This window comes from Paractinoplanes lichenicola (assembly GCF_016785085.1).
Lineage (GTDB): Bacteria > Actinomycetota > Actinomycetes > Mycobacteriales > Micromonosporaceae > Actinoplanes > Actinoplanes lichenicola.
This window is the reverse complement of record NZ_JAENHO010000008.1, coordinates 520,680-540,067: the sequence shown is the minus strand read 5'-3', so window position 1 is coordinate 540,067 and position 19,388 is coordinate 520,680. Positions and strand designations below refer to the sequence as shown.

At 71.4% G+C, this 19,388-nt stretch carries 14 protein-coding genes and 1 pseudogene; 6 read left to right on the top strand and 9 right to left on the bottom strand.

The features are described from left to right. Positions 1–239 precede the first annotated feature (239 nt). Positions 240–1,133 (bottom strand): glycosyltransferase family 2 protein, encoded by an 894-nt coding sequence (locus JKJ07_RS29425; protein WP_307834469.1) that lies wholly within the window; start codon positions 1,131–1,133, stop codon positions 240–242. Between the two features lie 42 nt (positions 1,134–1,175). Then, positions 1,176–3,437, bottom strand: coding sequence for a putative bifunctional diguanylate cyclase/phosphodiesterase (locus JKJ07_RS51890; protein ID WP_202995052.1), 2,262 nt, complete (start codon positions 3,435–3,437; stop codon positions 1,176–1,178). A gap of 88 nt (positions 3,438–3,525) precedes the next feature. Here JKJ07_RS51890 and JKJ07_RS29415 point away from each other — a divergent pair, with 88 nt between their 5' ends. Then, positions 3,526–5,751 carry a molybdopterin oxidoreductase family protein gene (locus tag JKJ07_RS29415; RefSeq protein ID WP_202995051.1) on the top strand — a complete coding sequence of 742 codons (2,226 nt, stop codon included), beginning with the start codon at positions 3,526–3,528 and terminating at the stop codon, positions 5,749–5,751. Positions 5,752–5,753: 2 nt separating this feature from the next. Continuing rightward, positions 5,754–6,209 (top strand): hypothetical protein, encoded by a 456-nt coding sequence (locus JKJ07_RS29410; protein ID WP_202995050.1) that lies wholly within the window; start codon positions 5,754–5,756, stop codon positions 6,207–6,209. Here JKJ07_RS29410 and JKJ07_RS29405 read toward each other — a convergent pair. The 4 genes from JKJ07_RS29405 to JKJ07_RS29390 form a co-directional block, all read right to left on the bottom strand. After that, the gene (locus tag JKJ07_RS29405) at positions 6,206–7,153 is read right to left on the bottom strand and encodes a TIGR03557 family F420-dependent LLM class oxidoreductase (RefSeq protein ID WP_202995049.1); all 948 of its coding nucleotides are present in this window, start codon (positions 7,151–7,153) and stop codon (positions 6,206–6,208) included. The genes JKJ07_RS29410 and JKJ07_RS29405 overlap by 4 nt on opposite strands. A gap of 85 nt (positions 7,154–7,238) precedes the next feature. After that, the gene (locus tag JKJ07_RS29400) at positions 7,239–7,844 is read right to left on the bottom strand and encodes a DUF3618 domain-containing protein (protein WP_202995048.1); all 606 of its coding nucleotides are present in this window, start codon (positions 7,842–7,844) and stop codon (positions 7,239–7,241) included. After that, on the bottom strand, positions 7,820–8,242 hold the full coding sequence (locus JKJ07_RS29395) for a phage holin family protein (protein WP_202995047.1): 423 nt from the start codon (positions 8,240–8,242) through the stop codon (positions 7,820–7,822). Before JKJ07_RS29395 ends, JKJ07_RS29400 begins: the two co-directional genes overlap by 25 nt. Next, positions 8,239–9,042: a hypothetical protein gene (locus JKJ07_RS29390; protein ID WP_236030056.1), complete on the bottom strand. Its 804-nt coding sequence runs from the start codon at positions 9,040–9,042 to the stop codon at positions 8,239–8,241. The genes JKJ07_RS29395 and JKJ07_RS29390 overlap by 4 nt, the downstream gene beginning before the upstream one ends. A 275-nt stretch (positions 9,043–9,317) precedes the next feature. On the opposite strand from JKJ07_RS29390, the gene folP reads away from it, so the two are divergent. Then, positions 9,318–10,115, top strand: a complete 798-nt coding sequence (gene folP, locus JKJ07_RS29385) for a dihydropteroate synthase (protein ID WP_236030133.1) — start codon at positions 9,318–9,320, stop codon at positions 10,113–10,115. On the opposite strand, the gene JKJ07_RS29380 is transcribed toward folP, so the two are convergent. Beyond that, positions 10,112–10,663 (bottom strand): TetR/AcrR family transcriptional regulator, encoded by a 552-nt coding sequence (locus tag JKJ07_RS29380; RefSeq protein WP_438871446.1) that lies wholly within the window; start codon positions 10,661–10,663, stop codon positions 10,112–10,114. The genes folP and JKJ07_RS29380 overlap by 4 nt on opposite strands. Before the next feature lie 82 nt (positions 10,664–10,745). Between JKJ07_RS29380 and JKJ07_RS50235 the strand changes: the two genes are divergently transcribed. Beyond that, on the top strand, positions 10,746–12,152 hold the full coding sequence (locus JKJ07_RS50235) for a DHA2 family efflux MFS transporter permease subunit (RefSeq protein ID WP_307834473.1): 1,407 nt from the start codon (positions 10,746–10,748) through the stop codon (positions 12,150–12,152). Between the two features lie 162 nt (positions 12,153–12,314). Here the strand turns inward: JKJ07_RS50235 and JKJ07_RS50230 are convergent. After that, a pseudogene (locus JKJ07_RS50230) lies at positions 12,315–15,524 on the bottom strand (caspase, EACC1-associated type); the annotation flags it as partial. 36 nt (positions 15,525–15,560) lie between these two features. Here JKJ07_RS50230 and JKJ07_RS29370 point away from each other — a divergent pair. Further along, on the top strand, positions 15,561–15,935 hold the full coding sequence (locus tag JKJ07_RS29370) for an effector-associated constant component EACC1 (protein WP_202995043.1): 375 nt from the start codon (positions 15,561–15,563) through the stop codon (positions 15,933–15,935). On the opposite strand, the gene JKJ07_RS52285 is transcribed toward JKJ07_RS29370, so the two are convergent. After that, a complete protein-coding gene (locus tag JKJ07_RS52285; protein ID WP_202995042.1) occupies positions 15,817–16,605 on the bottom strand; it encodes a caspase family protein in 789 nt (262 codons plus the stop codon). The genes JKJ07_RS29370 and JKJ07_RS52285 overlap by 119 nt on opposite strands. Positions 16,606–17,256: 651 nt before the next feature. Here JKJ07_RS52285 and JKJ07_RS29360 point away from each other — a divergent pair. Then, a complete protein-coding gene (locus tag JKJ07_RS29360; RefSeq protein WP_307834468.1) occupies positions 17,257–19,362 on the top strand; it encodes a bifunctional polysaccharide deacetylase/glycosyltransferase family 2 protein in 2,106 nt (701 codons plus the stop codon). The last annotated feature ends 26 nt before the right edge of the window (positions 19,363–19,388 follow it).

Sequence of the window (19,388 nt, the reverse complement as noted above, 5' to 3'; positions counted from 1 at the left end):
CTCGCAGCGGCTGGCCCACCAATACGCAGTGCGCCAGGACACGTCTTTGCCGTGCGTCAAGACACGTCGCAGCACTCAGCCGTTCGCTGCGGCCTCTTCGACATGGGAACGCGCCAACCGCCATAGCACTCAAGGGCGGATGTTATGTCAGCGTCAGCCGGATGATCATGGCCAACCAGCCCTAACCCGCCCGCCTAGGGGGGCCACCACCCTATGAACAATCTAGTCATTTCTGGCGATCAATGGCGCGGGTTGTCCACAGGGGCGTTTTTCGCGGTGCGGGTTGTCCACAGGCGTCGCAGATCGGTCTCCACCGGGGGCGGCAGGGGGCGGCGGTGGCGACGAGCCCAGCCGACTTGGCGTACGGCGTCCGCCGCCCCACGCGGATTGGTCACGAGGGCCGCCCCCAGCTCGCGCGCGGCCACTCCCAGCGGCCGCCGCAGCATCGCGGTCAGCACCCGGTTGCGGGCCTCGATCCGGGCCCGGGCCCCGTTGTCCCGCCCGCCCGGCCGCGGGAAATGCCGGACCACCAGGTCGTCCACGTATGACAGCTCGTGCCCGGCGGTGGCCAGGTCCATCGCCAGCAGCGCCTCCTCGCCGTAGACGAACAGGCGGGGCTCGAAGCCGCCGACGGCCAGAAACGCGTCCCGCCGCACGATGATCGAGCAGGCAAGGAAGCCGAGGATCGACGGGCCCGCGGCGCCGGGCGGGGTGCCGAGCGGGGCCGCGGCCATCTGCGCCGAGACGGGGTCCTCGCGGGCGTCCGGCCCGACCTGCACGCGCGCGGCCAGCAGGGCCGCCCGGGGGTGCCGCCGCAGCAGGCCGGCCGCGCGGGCCAGGGAGCCGGGGGTCCAGTAGGAGTCGTCGTCGGCGAAGGCCACGTACGGCGTACGGGCCAGCTCGACGCCGACGTTGCGGGCCGCGGCGCCGCGGTTCTCGCCGAGCCGGACGACGGTCGAAGGGCCGGCCAGGTCGGGCAGTGGCTCGTCGGAGCCGTTGTCGACCAGGATCGTCCGGGCCCGGTGGTGCGGGAACGTCTCGAGCAGCCGGTCACCCCGGTTGCGGGTGGCCACCACCACCGTCACGTCGTCGGTCTCGATGCCGGTCCGGAGCACGGCGGGGGTTGAGGTCACGACGATCGCCGATACCCCGGAAGCGGGCGGTCAAGCGTGCGGTCATCCGCGCGAGGAGAAAGTTGTCACCCTGCGCTCGGCGAAGAACTGCCGCACGTCGTCCGGGGGCAGCGGCCGGGCGTACAGGAAGCCTTGCCCGGTGTGGCAGCCCAGCCGGCGCAGCTCGGCCTCCTGCTCGGCCGTCTCGATGCCCTCGGCCACGGTCGACAGGTCGAGGATGTCGGCCAGCCGGACGATGGCCTCGGTGATCGCGGAGTCCTTGCCGTCGTTGTCGAGCTCGGCCACGAAGCTGCGGTCGATCTTGAGAGTGTCGGCGGGCAGGCGCGAGAGGTACTGCAACGACGAGTAGCCAGTGCCGAAGTCGTCGATGGCGAAGCGGACGCCGTGCCGGCGCAGCTCCTCGATGGCCGGGATGGCCACCCGGTCGTCGACGACGGCCGACTCGGTGATCTCCAGGACGAGCCGCCCGGGCACGAGACCCGTACGGTCCAGGACGGCGAGCACGGCCGGCACCAGCGCGGGGTCCTGCAGTTGCCGGGCCGCCAGGTTGACGCTCACGTACGGCTCGCCGGGCCAGTTCCGCGCCTCCCGGCAGGCCTGTTCGAGCACGTAGAGGCCGACGTCGGTGATCGCGCCGGTCTGCTCGGCGACCGGGATGAAGTCCAGCGGGGCGACGACTCCCCGCACCGGGTGATGCCACCGCACCAGCGCCTCGGCCCCGACCGGCCGCCCGGTGGCCAGCTCGATCATCGGCTGGTAGAGGACCCGCAGCTGGCCGCTGCGCACCGCCGCCTCCAGGTCCTGCCCGAGCGCGGCGTCGTCGGCCCGGCGGTCCAGCATGCCGGGCCGATGGATCACCACCTCGTGCCGGCCGGCCCGCTTGGCCTGATACATCGCGATGTCGGCCCGGTGCCGCAACTCGTCGCCGGTCTCGCCGTCGGTGGCCAGGGCGGCGCCGATGCTGGCGCGGGCGGTGATGCTGCGCTCGCCGACCCGGACGGGGCTGCCGGCCGAGGCGGCCAGGATGCGCCGGGCCAGCGCGGTCACGTCGGCCTCGCCGGTGACGGCGTACTGCAGGATGACGAACTCGTCGCCGCCGATGCGGCAGGCGATGTCGCTGCCGCGCACGTTGGCCCGCAGCGCGGCCGCGAACTCCAGCAGCAGCAGGTCGCCCGTGTTGTGGCCGTAGGTGTCGTTGACGGCCTTGAAGCCGTCCAGGTCGATCAGCAGCAGCGCGATCGGCTCGCCGCGGCGCAGAGCCTGGGTCAGGCGCCGGTTCAGGCCGACCCGGTTGACCAGGCCGGTCAGCGGGTCGATGGTGCCGTGCTGCCGGCTGTCGTGCAGCGAGACGATCTGCCGGGCGGCTACCCCGGCCGTGACGAGGATCAGCCCCAGCACGAGCCCGCCCCAGGTGCGGATCTGCCCCTCGTGCACGGTCACCGTCACCATCAGGGCCAGCGCGGCGCCGACCGCCCCGTACGGCAGATAGGAGAACCAGGCCGGTGCCCATGGCCGCCGGGGCGTGCTCTCCCCGGAGCGGTCGCCGGCCGTGCTCTGCCACATCGCCGCCAGCGTGATGCAGAGCGAGGCCAGCATGCCGGTCAGCGTGGCCGAGAGCGGCCCGGTGGAGTGGTTGCCGTCGTCGCCGATGGCGCCGAACGACGCGTCGGCCAGCAGGGCGATGCTGAACCCGACGGTGAGCAGCGCGACCGGCCGGCTGCCGGCGTTCAGGCCGCCGCGCAGCACCACCGCGCTCAGCCCCATCAGCACCAGCAGGTCGCCGAGCGGGAAACCGACCGTGAGCGGCCACCGCGACCAGTCGGTGGGCCGGTTGAGCAGCGGTTGCAGGTCGAAATACCAGAGGTACATGAAGCCGCACCCGAGCACGGCGACCGCCTCGCCGGCCAGCGCCGCGCGTTGCCAGCCCCGGGCACGCTGCGAGGGGAACGCCAGCAGGGCCGCCGCGAAAACCACCGAAGCCGCGATGCCGCAGGCCGAACCGGTCCAGAACCAGGCCTCGTACCCGGACGCCGTGGCCCGGCCCATGGCCGTGTTCGTGGCCAGGACGAGCAGCTCACCCGTCGCCACCAGCAGCCAGGCGGCCCGGTCGCCGCGACGGGCGGCCCGCACCGCGAAGATCGCCCCCACGACGTCGAGCGCCACGAGGCAGGCCATGGTCAGCGCGGCCCGGCGCTCCGGCACTCCGACGGCGAAGGCCTGCCCCACCAGCACCAGCAGAACCAGCACGACCGCCCCGGCCCGCACCCGGCGCACACCCGGCGTCCGCACTGAACTGACACTCACTCAATCCTGTTCGGCAACCCTCCGGGCCTCATGAGCCGGTCTCGATCGAGCGAGTTTGACGCGGGTGGGGCGCGGTAATCGGCGCGCCATGGACCCTTGGGGCGCGCGCACTCCCTACGCCGCGGGCGAGCAGTGGCCGGAACGGCACGACGAATACACGACCGAGCCGCCGGAGCGCTGGGTCCGGTCGGCGTCGCTGCTGCACTCGAACGGCGACGGCATCGACATCGGCGTACGGGGGAATCGGATCGTCGGGGTGCGGGGCCGGGCCGGGGACCGGGTCAACCGCGGGCGGCTCGACGTCAAGGACCGTTACGGGTGGCAGGCCAACGCCCGCCCGGACCGCCTGACCCGGCCGCTGGTGCGCGACGGCGGCGAGCTGCGGGAGTGCGGTTGGGACGAGGCGATGGGCCGGATCGTCGAGCGCTCCCGGCAGCTGATCGCCGGCCCGGGCGGGTGGGGGCGGTTCGGCTTCTACACCACCGGGCAGCTGTTCCTGGAGGAGTTCTACACCCTCGGGGTGATCGGCAAGGCTGGGCTCGGCACCCCGCACATGGACGGCAATACCCGGCTCTGCACGGCCACCTCGGCCGCGGCGCTCAAGGCCAGCTTCGGCACCGACGGGCAACCGGGTTCCTACACCGATGTCGACCACTGCGACGCCATCGCGTTGTGGGGGCACAACGTGGCGGAGACCCAGACCGTGCTGTGGATGCGCATGCTCGACCGCCGGGCCGGGGCGAACCCGCCCGCGATGCTCGCCGTCGACCCGCGGGCCACGCCGGTCGCCCTCGAGGCCGACGTGCACCTGCCGATCCGGCCCGGCACGAACCTGGCGCTGATGAACGGGCTGCTGCGGCTGATGCTGCGCCACGGCTGGGTCGACAAGGAGTACGTGTCCCGGCACACCGTCGGGCTCGAGAAGCTCGAACAGGTCGTCGACGCGTACCCGGTCGAGCACGTCGCGCGGATCTGCGACCTCAAGACGGCCGAAATCGAGCGGGCGGCCGAGCTGCTGGGCACCGCCGAGCGGCTGCTGTCGACCGTGCTGCAGGGCTTCTACCAGTCGCATCAGGCCACCGCGGCCGCCGTGGCGGTCAACAACCTGCACCTGCTGCGCGGGATGCTCGGCCGTCCGGGGGCCGGGGTGCTGCAGATGAACGGCCAGCCGACCGCGCAGAACACCCGCGAGACCGGCGCCGACGGCGACTTGCCGGGCTTCCGTAATTGGGACAACCCTTCCCACGTACGGGAATTGGCCGAGCTGTGGAACGTCGACATGGCCACGATCCCGCACTGGGCGCCGCCCACCCACGCGATGCAGATCTGGCGCTACGCCGAGCAGGGCTCGATCGAGCTGCTCTGGATCAGCGGCACCAACCCGGCCGTCTCGATGCCCGACCTGGCCCGCATCCGCCGCATCCTGGCCCGGCCGGAGCTGTTCGTCGTCGTGCAGGACATCTTCCCCACCGAGACCAGCGAGTTCGCCGACGTGGTGCTGCCCGCCGCCACCTGGGGCGAGAAGACGGGCGCCTTCACCAACGCCGACCGCACCGTGCACCTCTCCGAGAAGGCCGTCGACCCGCCCGGCGAGGCCCGCGCCGACCTCGACATCTTCCTCGACTACGCGGCCCGGATGGACTTCCGCGACCGGGACGGCCGGCCGCTGATCCACTGGACCGATCCGGAGTCGGCCTACGCCGCGTGGCAGCGGTGCTCGGCCGGGCGCCCGTGCGACTACACCGACATCACGTACGACAAGCTGCGCGGCGACTCGGGGCTGCAGTGGGGCGGCGAGCGGCTCTACACCGACGGCGTCTTCAACACCAGGAGCGACTACTGCGAGACGTACGGGCAGGAACTGAGCACCGGAGCCGAGCGGCCCGCCGCGGAGCATCACGGCGACGGCCGGGCCTTCCTGCTCGCGACCGGCTACTCCCCTGCCCCTGAGGCGCCGAGCGACGACTTCCCGCTGCGGCTCGTCACCGGGCGTACGGTCACTCAGTTCCACACGCGGACCAAGACGGGACGGGTGCCCGAGCTCGACCGGGAAGCGCCGGGGCCCTGGATCGAGCTGCACCCGGACGATGCCGCCGCGCACGGCATTCACGACGGCGACCCCGTACGGGTGGAGTCGGCGCGCGGCGCGATCGAGGTGCCGGCGCGCGTGTGCGGGATCCGGCGCGGCGTCGTGTTCGTGCCGTTCCACTACGCCGCCGAGGCCGCCAACGAGCTGACGCTCACGGCCTGGGACCCGGTGTCGAAGCAGCCGCTGTTCAAGCTGTGCGCGGTCCGCGTACGGGGAAAGGTCTGATCATGCATCTCGCCCACTATCTCGGGCTGCTGCACCGGGCCCAGACCGCGCTGGCCGCCGCGCTGCGCGAGGTCGGCCGGGCCCACGCCGACGAGGCCGACATCGCGCACCTGACCGAGCAGGAGGCGCGCCGATGCGACCAGCGCGCCCGAGCGTTGCGCCCGTTCGCCGACCGCTACGCCGAGCAGGCCCCGGACGAGCCCGAGCGGCTGCACTCGGAGCTGTTCCGCGGCACCCGCACCGGCGGCCTCGGGCTGCTGCGCGACCTGCAGGACCTCTACCTGATGACCGCCGAGTGCGACATCTGCTGGACGCTGGTCGGCCAGGCGGCCCAGGGGCTGCGCGACACCGGCCTGGCCGATGTGGTGAGCGAGGGTGCCGAGGAGACGACGATCCAGCTCGCCTGGTTGCGCGGCCGGATGAAGCAGGCCGCGCCCCAGGCGCTCGTGGTCGCTTAGAGCTTGTCCTTGAGCTCCTTGGCGAAGAAGTCGAGGAAGCCGTCCGGGTCGGGGCCGGCGTTCATCAGCACGATGTGGTCGTAGCCGGCCTTGGTGTATTCGCGCACCGACTGCACGTACGGCTCGGGGTCGGGGCCCACGGCGAACTGCTCGGCGATGTCCTCGGGCCGTACGGTGGCCGACGCCGCCTCGAAGTTGACCGGGTTGGGCAGCTCGGCCATCACCTTCCAGCCGGTCACCGCCCAGCGGGTGGTCTCGTGCGCGGCCTTGACCGCCTCCTCCGCGCTCGGCGCCCAGGCCACGGAGACCTCGGCGTACTTCGGCCCTTTACCCCCGGCTCCCGCGTACGTCGAGACGAGGTCCTCGCGCGGCTCGGTGGCGAACAACCCCGTCCCGTGGGTCGCGGCCAGCTCGGCGGCCTGCTTGCCCCCGGCCGCCACGGCGATCACCGGCAGCTTGTCGGGCAGGTCGAACACCTGCGCGTCCTCCAGCTGCAAGTGCTTTCCCTCGTACGACTGGTAGCCGCCCTGCCAGAGCAGGTTGATGATGTCGAGCGCCTCCACCAGGCGCTCGTGCCTTCCCCGTACGCTCGGGAAGCCCTGACCCACGACGTGCTCGTTGAGCCGCTCGCCGGCGCCGATGCCCAGCGTGAACCGGTTGTCCGAGATGATCGCGAGGGTGGCCGCGGCCTGCGCGACGATCGCCGGGTGGTAGCGCACCGTCGGGCAGGTGACCCCGGTGGCCAGGCCGAGCCGGTCGGTCTGGGCCGCGATCGCGCTCAGCACGTTCCACGCGAAGGGCGAGTGCCCCTGCACGTCGAGCCACGGGTGGTAGTGGTCGCTGATCTCCACGAAGTCGAATCCGGCCTGCTCGGCCCGGACGGCCTGCAGGATCAGTTCCTTGGGCCCGAACGCCTCGGCGGCCAGCTTGTATCCGATTTTCATGCTCCTCGGCTTCCCTGCCGTGACCGGGGCAAACAAAACCGGACCGGCTCCTGTACGGGGAACCGGCCCGGTTTTTCGACGGCGTTCAGGAAGCGGCCGACCGGGCCTGCTCCTTCACGTCCTGCGCGTTGGTCTGCGCGGTCTCCTTGGTGGTCTGCACGGCGTCCTGCGCGGTCGACTTGACCTCGCCCAGGGCCTGCTGCGCGGAGCCGGACAGGTCGTCCTTGAGTTCCTCGGCGACGTCCTTGACCTTCTCGGTGAGGTCGCCGCTGTGGTCCTTGATCTGCTGACCGGCCCGCTTCTCGGCGTCGCTGACCGGGATCAGGGTCGAGGCGAGCAGGCCCACGCCGAAGGCGATGATGCCGGCGGCCAGGGGGTTGCCCTGCGTCTGCGAGGCGACGGCCTGCGGGGCGTTGCGCACGGCGTCGGCCGCCTGGTGCGCCTTCTCGCTCGCCACGTCGGAGGCGTGTGAGGCCTTGTCGCTGACCGTGCTGCTCACCTGCGAGGCCTTGTCGCTCACCGCGCTCGTGGCGTGGTCGCTGGTGCCCATCACTTTCTCCTTCACCGCCGTCCAGCGCCGCTGCGCGACCTTGGACGGGCTCGTCTTGGTGGCCAGCAGGTCGACGTCGCGGGTCAGCGACGCCCGGGTGTTCTCGATCTGCTGCCTCAGCCGGTCGGGTTCTTCAGCCATTGGGCGTCCTCCTTGAGCGTGTCGACGGTGCGGCGCGGCATCGGGTCGACGGTCTTGAGCTTGTTCTTTCCGACTACGTAGAGGACGCCACCGATGACGCCCCACAGGACGGCGACGATCAGGGCCGCCCAGCCCGCGGGCATCACGGCGTCGAGCGCGAAGACGAGCGCGAAGCTGAGCAGAACGATGGCCAGGTAGGCGGCGAACGCGGCGCCGCCGAGCATCCCGCCGGCCTTGCCCGCCTTGGCCGCCTCCTGCTTTAGCTCGGCCTTGGCCAGCTCGACCTCCTGCCGGAACAGCTGCGACAGGTCGTTGCTGATGTTGCCGATCATCTCGCCGACGGAGGTCTCGGCGACCTCTTCGTCATCGATGCGGTGATGCTGGTTGGGAGCGGTCATCGCAGGCGCTCCGGGCTCTCGACCACGTACTCCTCACGGACGGTGGGCGTGCCGGTGCCGGTCGAGGTGTACTCGGTGGCGCTGGCGTAGCCCGGGCCGGTGGCGTACTCGTCGGTGCTCGGCGCGTAACCAGTGGCGTAGCCGGGCGTCGGGGTGACCGGAGGCGTCGGGGTGACCGGGGGCGTGGGGTCGTACCCCTGACCCGTCGAGAAGGAGTCGGTGCTCGGCTTGGCGGCACCGGCGTCCGGGTCGGCCTTGGCCACGACCTTGCCGAGCCGGCCCACGACGAAGCCGGCCGCCAGCGCGGTGGCCAGGAACGCGCCGGGGCGGCGACGGGCGAAGTCCTGCACCTCGCGCAGCACGCCGTCGGGGCCGTTGCGGTCGAGGTAGTCGGCGAACTGGCGGCCACCCTCGGCCACCCGGGTGACCACGGCCGCCGCCGGCGAGTCGCCGCGGTCGCCGCGCATCTCGTCGAGCTGGTCGGCGGTGTCGCGGATCTGGCTCACCAGCCGGTCGTTCTGGGTGCGGGCCTGGTCGTTGACGCGGTTGCGCACGTCCGAGGCCAGGTTGCTCGCCTGGGCCTTGGCCTCCTGGCCGACCCGCGCCGCCTGCTCCTTGGCGGTGTCCTTGACGTCGGCGGCCGCCTGCCCCGCGGCCTGGCCGGTCTGCGACGCCACCTCCTTGGCCTTCTCCTTGGCGCCACTGTCCGAATCGGATCCACCGTAGGCCGGGGCCGTGGGTGGATAGTTCGGTTGCGTCGGCGCGTCGACGGGATAGGCGCTCGACGGCACGTCACTCATGGGGACTCCTCCACAGGGGATCTTTCGCTTTGTGCCTTCGCACAATCGGGTACCCGAGCGGCCCCTCGGCCATACATAATTTCCATGGCGCAATGAAGGAAAAAATGCGTTGAATGAGTCGCGCATAAACGGGTACTCGCATTGGCCCTATTTATTTTGTGCACCGCTCGAAAACCGCCGCGACCAGCCTGTTATCCTCGCGTCTCGTGAGTGAGAAGACCGGAACACGGGTCATCGGCGGCCGCCCCTTCGATTTCTCCCGGCGCGTCGCGGTGATGGCGATCGTCAACCGGACGCCGGATTCCTTTCACGACCGGGGCAGCACGTTCGCCCTCGAAAAGGCGCTCGCGGCGGTCGACGCCGCGGCCGCGGCCGGGGCCGACTGGATCGACGTCGGCGGGGTGCCGTTCGCGCCCGGGCCCGAGGTCTCGGCGGCCGAGGAGCTCGAGCGGGTGCTGCCCGTGGTCGAGGCCGCGAAGTCACGCTGCGTGGTCTCGGTCGACACCTTCCGGCCCGAGGTCGCGGCCGAGGTGATCAAGGCGGGCGCGGGGGTCGTCAACGACACGTCGGGGCTGCGCGACCCGGCGATGGCCGACGTCGTCGCGGGCACCGACGCCCAGCTGGTGCTCTGCCACAGCCTGGCCGCGCCGCGCACGCTGTGGCCCAGCCCGCGCTACGACGACGTCACCGCCGACGTCCAGAAGTTCCTGCGCGACCGGGTCGCGCTGGCCCTCGACCGGGGCGTGCGGCCCGATCAGATCATCATCGACCCCGGTCACGACCTCAACAAGAACACGCTGCACACGCTGGAGCTGACCCGGCGGCTCGACGAGATCGCCGCGATCGGCTATCCGCTGCTGGCCGCCGTGAGCAACAAGGACTTCATCGGCGAGACGCTCGACGCCCCGCAGCGCGAACGCCTGGCCGGCACGCTGGCGGCCGTGGTCTTCTGCGTGCTGCGGGGCGCCCGGATCGTGCGGGTGCACGACGTGCGGGCCACGGTCGACGCCGTCCGCATGACCGAGGCGATGCTGGGCTGGCGGGAGCCCGCCTACACCCGGCACAACATCTAGCCTTTCAGGTTCTCGAACGTGTCGAGCATGCCCGCCGCCCACGGCTGCGGCGGCACGGCGTGCGGCCCGATCACGCGCATCGCGCCCAGGCAGGTCAGCAGCATGCCGAAGGCGAAGAAGTCGCGCGCCTCCTCGTCGGTGGCCCCGGTCAGCTCGCGGACGACCTCGTACAGGCCACCGAAGCACGTGCGCACCGGGTCGCCGATCGCCGGATCCCCCGCCGCCGCGAACCCGTGCAGCAGCATGCTGGTCAGTTCCGGCTCCTGAAGCAGTTCCTTGTACGCGTTGCCGAGGCTCTCCAGCGTGGGCTCGCGCTCGGCCGCCACACGCCACTTGGCCTCGATGCGGGCGCCGGCGTGCTGGACGGCCGCGAGGAAGAGCTCCTGCTTCGTGCGGAACAGGCGGATCACGTACGGCTGGGAGACGCCGGCCAGCCGGGCCACCTGATCGGTCGTCGTGCCGGCGTAGCCGTTCTCGCTGAAGGCCTGGACGGCGGCCGCGATCAGTTGCTCCTGGCGTTCCTCGGCGGTGAGGCGGGTTCGGGTCACGGTTGACATGTTATCAGTCAATAACTAACGTGCCTCCCGTAGTTATCAGTCAATAACAACTTTGGCTCGCCGGGGAGATGCAATGACCGCCGTACTCGAGGCACCTGCCGCGCCGCCGCGCCGCAACCGCCGCCCGCTCGCCGCCGTGCTGGCCGCGGTCGGCATCCCGACCTTCATGGTCACGCTGGACAACCTGGTCGTGAGCACGGCGCTGCCGGTGATCCGCACCGACCTCAACGCGTCGCTGGCCGACCTGCAGTGGTTCGTCAACGCCTACACGCTGCCGTTCGCGGCGTTCCTGCTCACCGCGGCCGCGCTCGGCGACCGCCTCGGCCGCCGCCGCATGTTCATCGCCGGCCTGGTCGTCTTCACGCTGGCCTCGGCGGCCGCGGCCCTGTCGGCCGAGGCGTGGCAGCTCACCGCCGCCCGCGCGGTGCAGGGCCTGGGCGGCGCCGCGGTGGCTCCCCTGGCCCTGACCCTGCTGGCCGAGGCGGTGCCGGACAGACTCCGTACGGCGGCCGTGGGGATCTGGGGTGGCATCAGCGGCCTCGGCGTGGCGGTCGGCCCGGTCGTGGGCGGCGCGGTCGTCGAGGGCCTGGACTGGCACTGGATCTTCTGGCTGAACGTCCCCATCGGCGTCGTGGCCGTCGTGCTGGCCCTGACCGTGCTCGGCGAGTCCCGCGGCGGCGCCCGCAAGCTCGACCCCCTCGGCCTGCTGCTCTCCGCGGCCGGCATGCTGCTGGTCATCTGGGGCGTGGTCGACGGCCCCGAACGCGGCTGGACGTCGGGCCGCATCCTCACCATGCTGATCGGCGGGGCCGCGCTGCTGGCCGCGTTCGTCTTCTGGCAGTCGCGCACCAAGTCCCCGATGCTGCCCCTGCGCCTGTTCCGCTCGCGCGGCTTCAGCCTGGTCAACACCGTGACCCTGACCTTCTCGGCCGGCGCCTTCGGCTCGGTCTTCCTGCTGGCCCAGTTCTTCCAGGTGGTGCAGGGCCTGAGCCCGCTCGACGCCGGCCTGCGCACCCTGCCCTGGACGGCCGCCCCGATGATCGTGGCCCCGCTGGCCGGCCTGTTCGGCGACCGCATCGGCCAACGCACCCTGATCTTCACCGGCCAGCTGTTCCTGGCCGCCGGCATCCTCTGGATCGGCCTGGCCACCAGCACCACCGTCACCTACGGCAGCCTGGTCACGGCCTTCCTCCTGGCCGGCATCGGCATGGGCCTGACCTTCGCCCCGATCAGCACGGTCGCGCTGGCCAGCGTCACCGAACAGGACCGAGGCGTGGCTTCCGGCGTCAACAACACGATCCGCGAGGCGGGGGTGGCCGCCGGAGTGGCCGCCCTGGCCTCCATCTTCAGCTCCTACGGCGGCTACACCAACCTGCAGTCCTTCGTCGACGGCCTCCGCCCGGCCGTGGTCGTCGGCGCGGCCATCGTCGCCGCGGGCGCCCTGGTCGCCCTTGGCCTGCCCCGGCGCAACCAAGCCTGAGACCCGCTTCCCCGTACGCCGGGCCGCCCTCGCGGCCCGGCGTCGCGCTCGGCGGTTCTTGTCACTCGGCCTCGGCCAGCTCCCGCGCGGTCTCCCGAGTGGCCGGGTGCTCCTCCCCCAGCACCCGGGTACGCGTCGGCAGCAGGCGGCGCAGCAGGCCGACTCGCCGTGGCGGCCGGCGACCCGATAGGCCGAGGCGAGCACCGCCAGCGCGTTCAACGTGATCGGGTGGTCGTCGCCGAGCACGTGGCGGCAGTCGGCGGCCACCCGCTCGGCGTGGGCGATCGCCTCGCCCGCCCAGCCCGCCTCGCGATAGGCGGCGGCCAGGTTGATCCGGGCGGTGAGGGTGTCCGGGGCCTGCTCGCCGAGACCCCGGCGCGACGCGATCACGACCCGCTCGTGCAGGTCGACCGCCTCGGCGGTGCGGCCGGCCAGGCGGTAGGCCCGGGCCAGGTTGTTGCGGGCGGCCAGCGTGTCCGGGTGTTCGTCGCCGAGCAGCCGCACGTAGTCGACCAGCACCGACTGCTGCTGCTCGATGGCCTCACCGAGCCGGCCCACCGTCTGGTAGGCCGAGGCCAGGTTGTGCCGCGAGGTCAGCGTGTCCGGGTGCTCGCGGCCGAGCGTCTGCTGCCGGATGGCGTACACGCGCTCGAACTCGCGGATCGCGATGTCGGCCTGCCCCTGGAACAGCCGGTAGGTGGCCGCCTGATCGACGACGAAGAGCAGCTCGAACTCGTCCGGCTGGGACGCGATGTTGCCGATCAGCGCATCGATGTGCGGCAGCAGCTGATTCCACCGGGCCCAGCCCGCCACACCGATGGCCGGGTCACCCGGGATCGCCCGGCGCAGCAGGCGGGCCGGCGTCCAAGCCGGAGGTGAGGCGCGGTCCCACAGGAAATCCAGAACCGGAACCGCATCGTCGGCCACCGGCCGGGCCACCTCCTGCACCAGACGATGCAACCGCACCACTTTCGCGTCGCGGCTGATCAAGCTGTGCGACGCGAGGAGGGCGAGCGCCCGGTCCAGTTCGGCCTCCTCGCCCGCGATCGGGGCCAGCACGTCCTCGGGCAACGGCTCCGCGGCGAGCCAGGAAAGCATCGACAGGATCTCGGCGGCGAGGGGCGACTGCCGGCGCACGGAGTCCACGCTGACCCGCACCACGTCCTCGGGCGCGGGAAGTTTCGGCAGGGCGGCCGTCAGCCGGTTAAGGCCGTTGTCGCTGATGAGCGCGGCCGCCTGGTGCAGGGCGAGGGGCAGGTCACCCAGCCGCTCCGCGAGCGCGTGAGCGCCGTCCTCGTCGGGCAGTCCGGTGAGCCGCGTGAGGACCCGGACGCTGGCCGCGCGGTCCAGCACGTTCAGATGCAGGGAGGCGAAGCCAAGCTGCCGATCCCGGGCCAGGCTCGTCAGCCGCCGGGTCGTCAGCAGCACCCGCCCCCGGCCCGCGACCTGCTCGAACAGGTTCATGGCCTGGTCGGCGCCCTCGGCGCCGTCGAGTATCAGCAGCCAGTCGTCGCTGTTCTGCAACCAGTTGAGAGCCCACGCCTGAGCGTCGGCCAGCGTGCCCACCGGGTGCAGCCGCGCGGCCAGCCCGGCCAGGCCGAGCCCGACGTTCTGCGGGGTGTCGGCCGAGATCAGCCAGGCCACCCGGTAACGGTCGCGGTTGGCCTGGGCGTACTCCACGGCCAGCTGGGTCTTGCCGATGCCGCCGTCACCGCGGATGACGACCGCCGACGTCGCGCCGCCGGCGAACAGCGCGTCGATCTCGGTCAGGTCACGCCCCTCGAACACGGCACTGCGCGGCGGCAGGTTGTCGATCATCTGAGTGTCCGCGGACGGCCCGGCGTCCGTGGCCGCCGCGTGCGGATAAATGGTGACCGTGATGGCGTCGCCGGAGCGCAGGACAACCGGCTCCGCTGCGCCCCGGGCGCGGCAGTCGGCCAGGGCCCGCGGGATGCCCGCGCCCTCGCTCTCGACCAGGCTGTTCCAGGTCAGCACGTGCGCGAGCCAGAAGTTGCGCTGCCGCGACTCGCCGGCCAGCCGGGCCAGCGGCACCGGTTCGCCGTCGGGGAGGTCGGCCCCGCTCCACTCGCCCGGGCTGGTGATCTCGACGCGGTCGGCGAAGACACGCACGTGCACGCACATCTGCGCGTGCCCGTAGTCGCGGTGCACCAGGGCGTTCGCGATGATCTCGCGCACCGCGACCATCGGGAACCGGTAGACCGGCTCGGTCGTCGCCGACTCCGCCGTGGGCGCCTCACCGCGGCGGGCGAGACCGGCCACGAACGTACGGGCGTGCTCGATCTGCTCCGGAACAGTGCCCTGCAGCACGAGCTTGTCCATCGGCGAATCCCGGCCGGCGCCGTGGAACTGCGTGCACTGGACGGTGGCCGTCGGGATGACCGCCATCGGGTCCTCGCCGAAGAGCAGCGCCCCGGCCCGGGTCAGCCGGCCCTCCCGCATGAGGTGCGCGGACTGCAGGAAGGCGGTCGCGCTGCCCCCGGCCGGGCGCCCGACGTCGGGCCGGATCCGCTCCCGGAACTCGGAGACGCGCCGCGCGTCGAGCACGGTCGCCCCGGTGGTGCCGTCGAGGTAGTCACGGCCGTCGCCGCCGCCCACCGACGGGGAAGTCGCCACGATGTCGTCCCGGGCCGGCGGGGCGGCAGCCGGGGTCGTCGCCCGCCGCGCGATCGGCACCGAGCCGTAGCCGTCGAACCGGTGCCGGGGCTCCGGGGCACCCCGCAGGGTGAGCTGCAAAAACTTGTAAAGGTCGGCCAGGTCGACCTGCCCGTCCCCGTCGGCGTCGGTCGCGCCCGAGCGCAGCCCCTCGACCAATGCCCGCGTGAAAGGGCTGGGCTGCCCGTCCTGGGCGGCGTCGTCGGCCAGCTGGGCCGCGCCGGTGGCGGTCAGCACGAAGCGACCCTTGCCCGAGAGCAGCTGCTCCACGTTGACCGGCCCGCCCTTGAAGGCGCCGCCGTGACAGCAGTCCAGGATGATCACGATCGTCCGGGCGAGCGAGTCGGCCAGGATGTCGGTAAGCGTCTCGTTCGAGACCGCGGTGCTGGGCAGCAGGCCGGCCACGGTGTCGGTGGCGCAAAGATAGAGCTTGCCGTTGCGGCTGCGGCCGTGCCCGCTGAAATAGAGCAGCAGCACGTCGTCGGCCGTGGCCTCGTGGAAGAACGTGTTGGCCTGCACGGCGATCTCGTGCCGGGTGGCGTCATAGAGCAGGCTGACCTGGGCCGGCTCGAACATGCCGGTCTGCTCGTCGGTCAGGGCCGCGGCCAGCAGCCGCCCGTCGGTGCGGGGGCCGTGCAGGTCGTCGAGCCCCGGGTCGGACCCATAGGCCGAGTTGCATACGAGCAGCGCACGATACACGCGTCCACTATGGCCGACACGATCTACTCTGGCCCGGTGGTCCTACACCTGCGCCCCGGCCTGCCGGGCCTCTCCCCCGGCGACGACCCCCTCCAACTGGCCACCGCGGAGCTGATCGGCGACCTGCGCGAAGCCGGCCTGCCCACCACCGAGACCGCCCCGGCGGCCACCGGCACCAAGGGCGCCCTCTCCGACCTGGCCGTGACGATCGGCGGCTCCACCGCGGCGGCCGGCGCCCTCGTCCGCATCGTCAACTTGTGGCTGCACCGCGACCGCCGCCGCACCCTGACAATCACCCGCGACTCCGCCAACGGCACCCCCGAGGTGATCGAAATCCAGGGCGACGCCATCTCCGACCGCACCCTCCACGAGGCAGTCCAAAAACTCCTGGACGCCGAAGACCCCACCTGACGCGCCCTTCGCACAGCCAGCCACGCCCGTCCGTGGCAATTACCTCACGACGCGGACGTGAAGGTCGTGAGGAGGGTCGAAAGTGCTGCCGCCGAGCTGAGCCCGACTGCGATCCAGGCCAGGATGCGTGTGGTGGGTAGATCTCCACCACCTCGGGCGCCAACCGCTCCGACAGGTGCACGTCGCGCAGGACGATCGCGTATTCGGACAGCACGAACGCGGGCTCGCTGGTCCGCTCGGGCTGCCGTGGGGCCGGCGCGGCCGCGCAGCGGGCCAACTTGACCGAGGCGTCGCCGTCGAAGCGGCAGTGCGGGATCTGCTTGCTCGTGGCGGTCAACGTGTCACGGACATAGTCGAAGATCTCGCGCAGATCAACGTCGGAGCGCGTCGTCCGTCCGCAGAGATAAAGATTGTTGCGCTCGTCGAGCAGGCCATGGCCGCTGTAGCAGAGCAGTAGAAGATCGTCTTTTCGCGCGTCGGAAAAGAACACGTCGAGTTCGTCCAGCATTTCGTCCGAGGTGCGTTCGGTGATCAGCCGGACGTTCTTCTCGGCGAACAGGCCCGTGCCCGGCTGCACGAGAGCGCGGTGCAGCCGGGCCACATCTTTGGTCGGCGGGTTGAGCGGGTTGAGGCTCGCGTCCGGGTGTTGCCGATCAATAGCGCCCGGCACGTCATTCGCCGTCTTGGGAGAGCTTCGCCGCCGGCTCGTGAGGTCAGCAACCTGGTCGGGCCGGTGGGAATCCTCGTCGCCATGTCGTTGGCGGCGATCAAGGGAACGCCGGGTGGGCTTAGGAAACGTACCGGTGGGGCTTGGTGTCGCGGGAAGGGCCGAACGGCTGTTTCGGGCTGATGATCAGCTGCTTGAATCCGGTTGATCTCTAAAACACTGACGTATCTTTTACGCGGAAGTGCGCATTGCTTACGCATCTTCTAGCGTCGATGGTGTGCCTGAGGAACCGAGCATCGGGCGGGCTCCTGTGGGGCGTCCGCCGAAGGGGCGAGCACGGGTGGGGCGCGCGGTCGGGAAGGCGCCTCTGCCCGAGAACGCGAAGACCGAGTTGTTCAAGGTGGGTGAGGCCGGGCCGCCGCCGGTGTTTGTTGATCCGACGGGTGGGCGGCGGCGGTGGTTGAGGCGTACGGCGTACGGGCTGGGGTTGCTGTTGATTGTCGCTCTTGTCGCCATCTGGGTCAGTCAGCTCACCGGCGACGCTAAGCCGCCGCCGGCGCCGTGCGCGAGCGGACAGGTCTGCGAGCCGTGACGGTTTATCGGGCTACTCCGCCGCCGAAGGATCCTAATGAGTCGACGGCGATGTTGCCGCCGGTGCGGCGTAAGAGGCGGATCCAGCGCCGTCGGGCGGCGGCGGGAGTGCTCGCGTTGACCGTGTTGCTGCTGCTGGCGACGGTCATTCTGGTCTCGGTCTACACCGATGCGGGGTTCAGCCCGGACGGCACCACGCAGGCGTCCACGACGAACAAAGCGGTGCCGCCCGAGGTGCGCGACGGCGGGCCGGTGATCGATCTGACCGGCGGGGGCGGCCTCCGGACGTACGGGATGCCGGCGAAGACGATCGCGCTCACGTTCGACGACGGGCCGGATCCGCAGTGGACACCACGGATTCTCGACGTGCTGGCCCGGCATCGGGTGCAGGCCACGTTCTTCGTCGTCGGGTCGCAGGTGGCGCGGCATCCGGGGATCGCCGAGCGGATCGCGCGCGAGGGCCACGAGCTCGGCGGGCACACGTTCACCCATCCCGACCTGGCCGAGCTGCCGGAGTGGCGGCGCGAGATGGAGAACTCGCAGACCCAGCTGGCGATCGCCGACGCCACCGGCGCCTCGACCCGGCTGATGCGCCCGCCTTATTCATCGTTCGCGGACGCGCTGACCGACAAGGACTGGCAGACCGTACGGGCCGTCGGCGCCCAGGGCTATCTGACGGTGCTCGACACGATGGACAGTGAGGACTGGAAGCGCCCGGGGGTGGACGCGATCGTGCGCAACCTGACCCCGAAGGGCAACGACGGGCAGATCGTGCTGCTGCACGACGCGGGCGGCGACCGGGCGCAGACCGTGGCCGCCCTCGACCGGCTGATTCCGCTGCTCACCGAGCGGGGCTACAAGTTCAGCACGGTCAGCGCGGCGATCGGCGGGCAGGCCAACCCGGCGGCCGGCGATGACGCGGTGTGGCGGGGGCGGGCGCTGGTCTGGACCGTACGGGTGTCGGACGCCGTGCTCAGCGTGCTGTGGGTGCTGCTGATCACCGCGGGCGGGCTGATCGTCGTACGGACCCTGATTCTTTTCGCCTTTGCCTGGCGTCATTCGCGGCGACGCCGGGGGCCGGACTGGTCGTGGGGGCTGCCGGTCACGTCGCCGGTGACGATCGTCGTGCCCGCCTACAACGAGGAGAAGACGATCGGGCCCGCGGTGCGGTCGCTGGCCTCGAGCGCGCACCGGCGGGTCGAGGTGCTGGTGGTGGACGACGGCTCGACCGACGGCACGGCCCAGGCCGTACGGGAACTGGGTCTGGGGAACGTGCGTGTCGTGCGGATCCCGAACGGGGGCAAGGCGAACGCCCTGAACGCCGGGGTGGCGCTGTCGCGCAACGAGCTGATCGTGATGGTGGACGCGGACACGGTGGTCGAGACCGACGCGATCCACCGGCTCGTGCAGCCGTTCGCCGACCCGAAGGTGGGCGCGGTCGCGGGCAACGTCAAGGTGGCCAACCGGCGCGGGCTGCTCGGCAAGTGGCAGCACATCGAATACGTGATCGGCTTCAACCTGGACCGGCGGCTGTACGACACGTTCCGCTGCATCCCGACCATCCCGGGGGCGCTGGGTGCGTTCCGCCGGACGGCGCTCAACGAGTCGGGCGGGCTGAGCACCGACACCCTGGCCGAGGACACCGACCTGACGATCGCGATCCAGCGGGCCGGGTGGCGGGTAGTCTACGAGGAATCGGCGCGGGCCTGGACCGAGGCGCCCGCGACCGTCGGGCAGCTGTGGCGCCAGCGTTACCGGTGGAGCTACGGCACCATGCAGGCGATCTGGAAGCACCGGGCCGGATCGGGCCTGTTCAAGCGGCGGCAGCTGCTGCTCATCACCTTGTTCAGCGTGCTGTTGCCGCTGCTGGCGCCGCTGATCGACCTGATGGCGCTGTACGGGCTGCTGTTCCTGGACCGGGAGATCACGATCATCGGCTGGCTGGCCATGCTGGTCGTGCAGGCGCTGACCGCCGTGCTCGCGTTCCGCCTGGATCGGGAGCCGCTGCGCCCCCTGTGGACGCTGCCCCTGCAGCAGATCGTCTATCGCCAGGTGATGTACCTTGTGCTGCTGCACTCGGCGATCGCCGCGGTCACCGGCCGGCGGCTCAAGTGGCAGACGATCCACCGCACGGGCGATCTGAGCTCCGCGCCCGTTCCCGGACGTTGACCATCGTCGTTGCGCGTATGGTCTCT

Bases quoted from the DNA above. Each gene is read 5' to 3' on its own strand.
- JKJ07_RS29400 (WP_202995048.1), bottom strand. From the start codon at position 7,844: ATGGCTGAAGAACCCGACCGGCTGAGGCAGCAGATCGAGAACACCCGG.
- folP (WP_236030133.1), top strand. From the start codon at position 9,318: ATGGCGATCGTCAACCGGACGCCGGATTCCTTTCACGACCGGGGCAGC.
- JKJ07_RS29405 (WP_202995049.1), bottom strand. From the start codon at position 7,153: ATGAAAATCGGATACAAGCTGGCCGCCGAGGCGTTCGGGCCCAAGGAA.
- JKJ07_RS29395 (WP_202995047.1), bottom strand. From the start codon at position 8,242: ATGACCGCTCCCAACCAGCATCACCGCATCGATGACGAAGAGGTCGCC.
- JKJ07_RS29390 (WP_236030056.1), bottom strand. From the start codon at position 9,042: ATGAGTGACGTGCCGTCGAGCGCCTATCCCGTCGACGCGCCGACGCAA.
- JKJ07_RS50235 (WP_307834473.1), top strand. From the start codon at position 10,746: ATGACCGCCGTACTCGAGGCACCTGCCGCGCCGCCGCGCCGCAACCGC.
- JKJ07_RS29410 (WP_202995050.1), top strand. From the start codon at position 5,754: ATGCATCTCGCCCACTATCTCGGGCTGCTGCACCGGGCCCAGACCGCG.
- JKJ07_RS29415 (WP_202995051.1), top strand. From the start codon at position 3,526: ATGGACCCTTGGGGCGCGCGCACTCCCTACGCCGCGGGCGAGCAGTGG.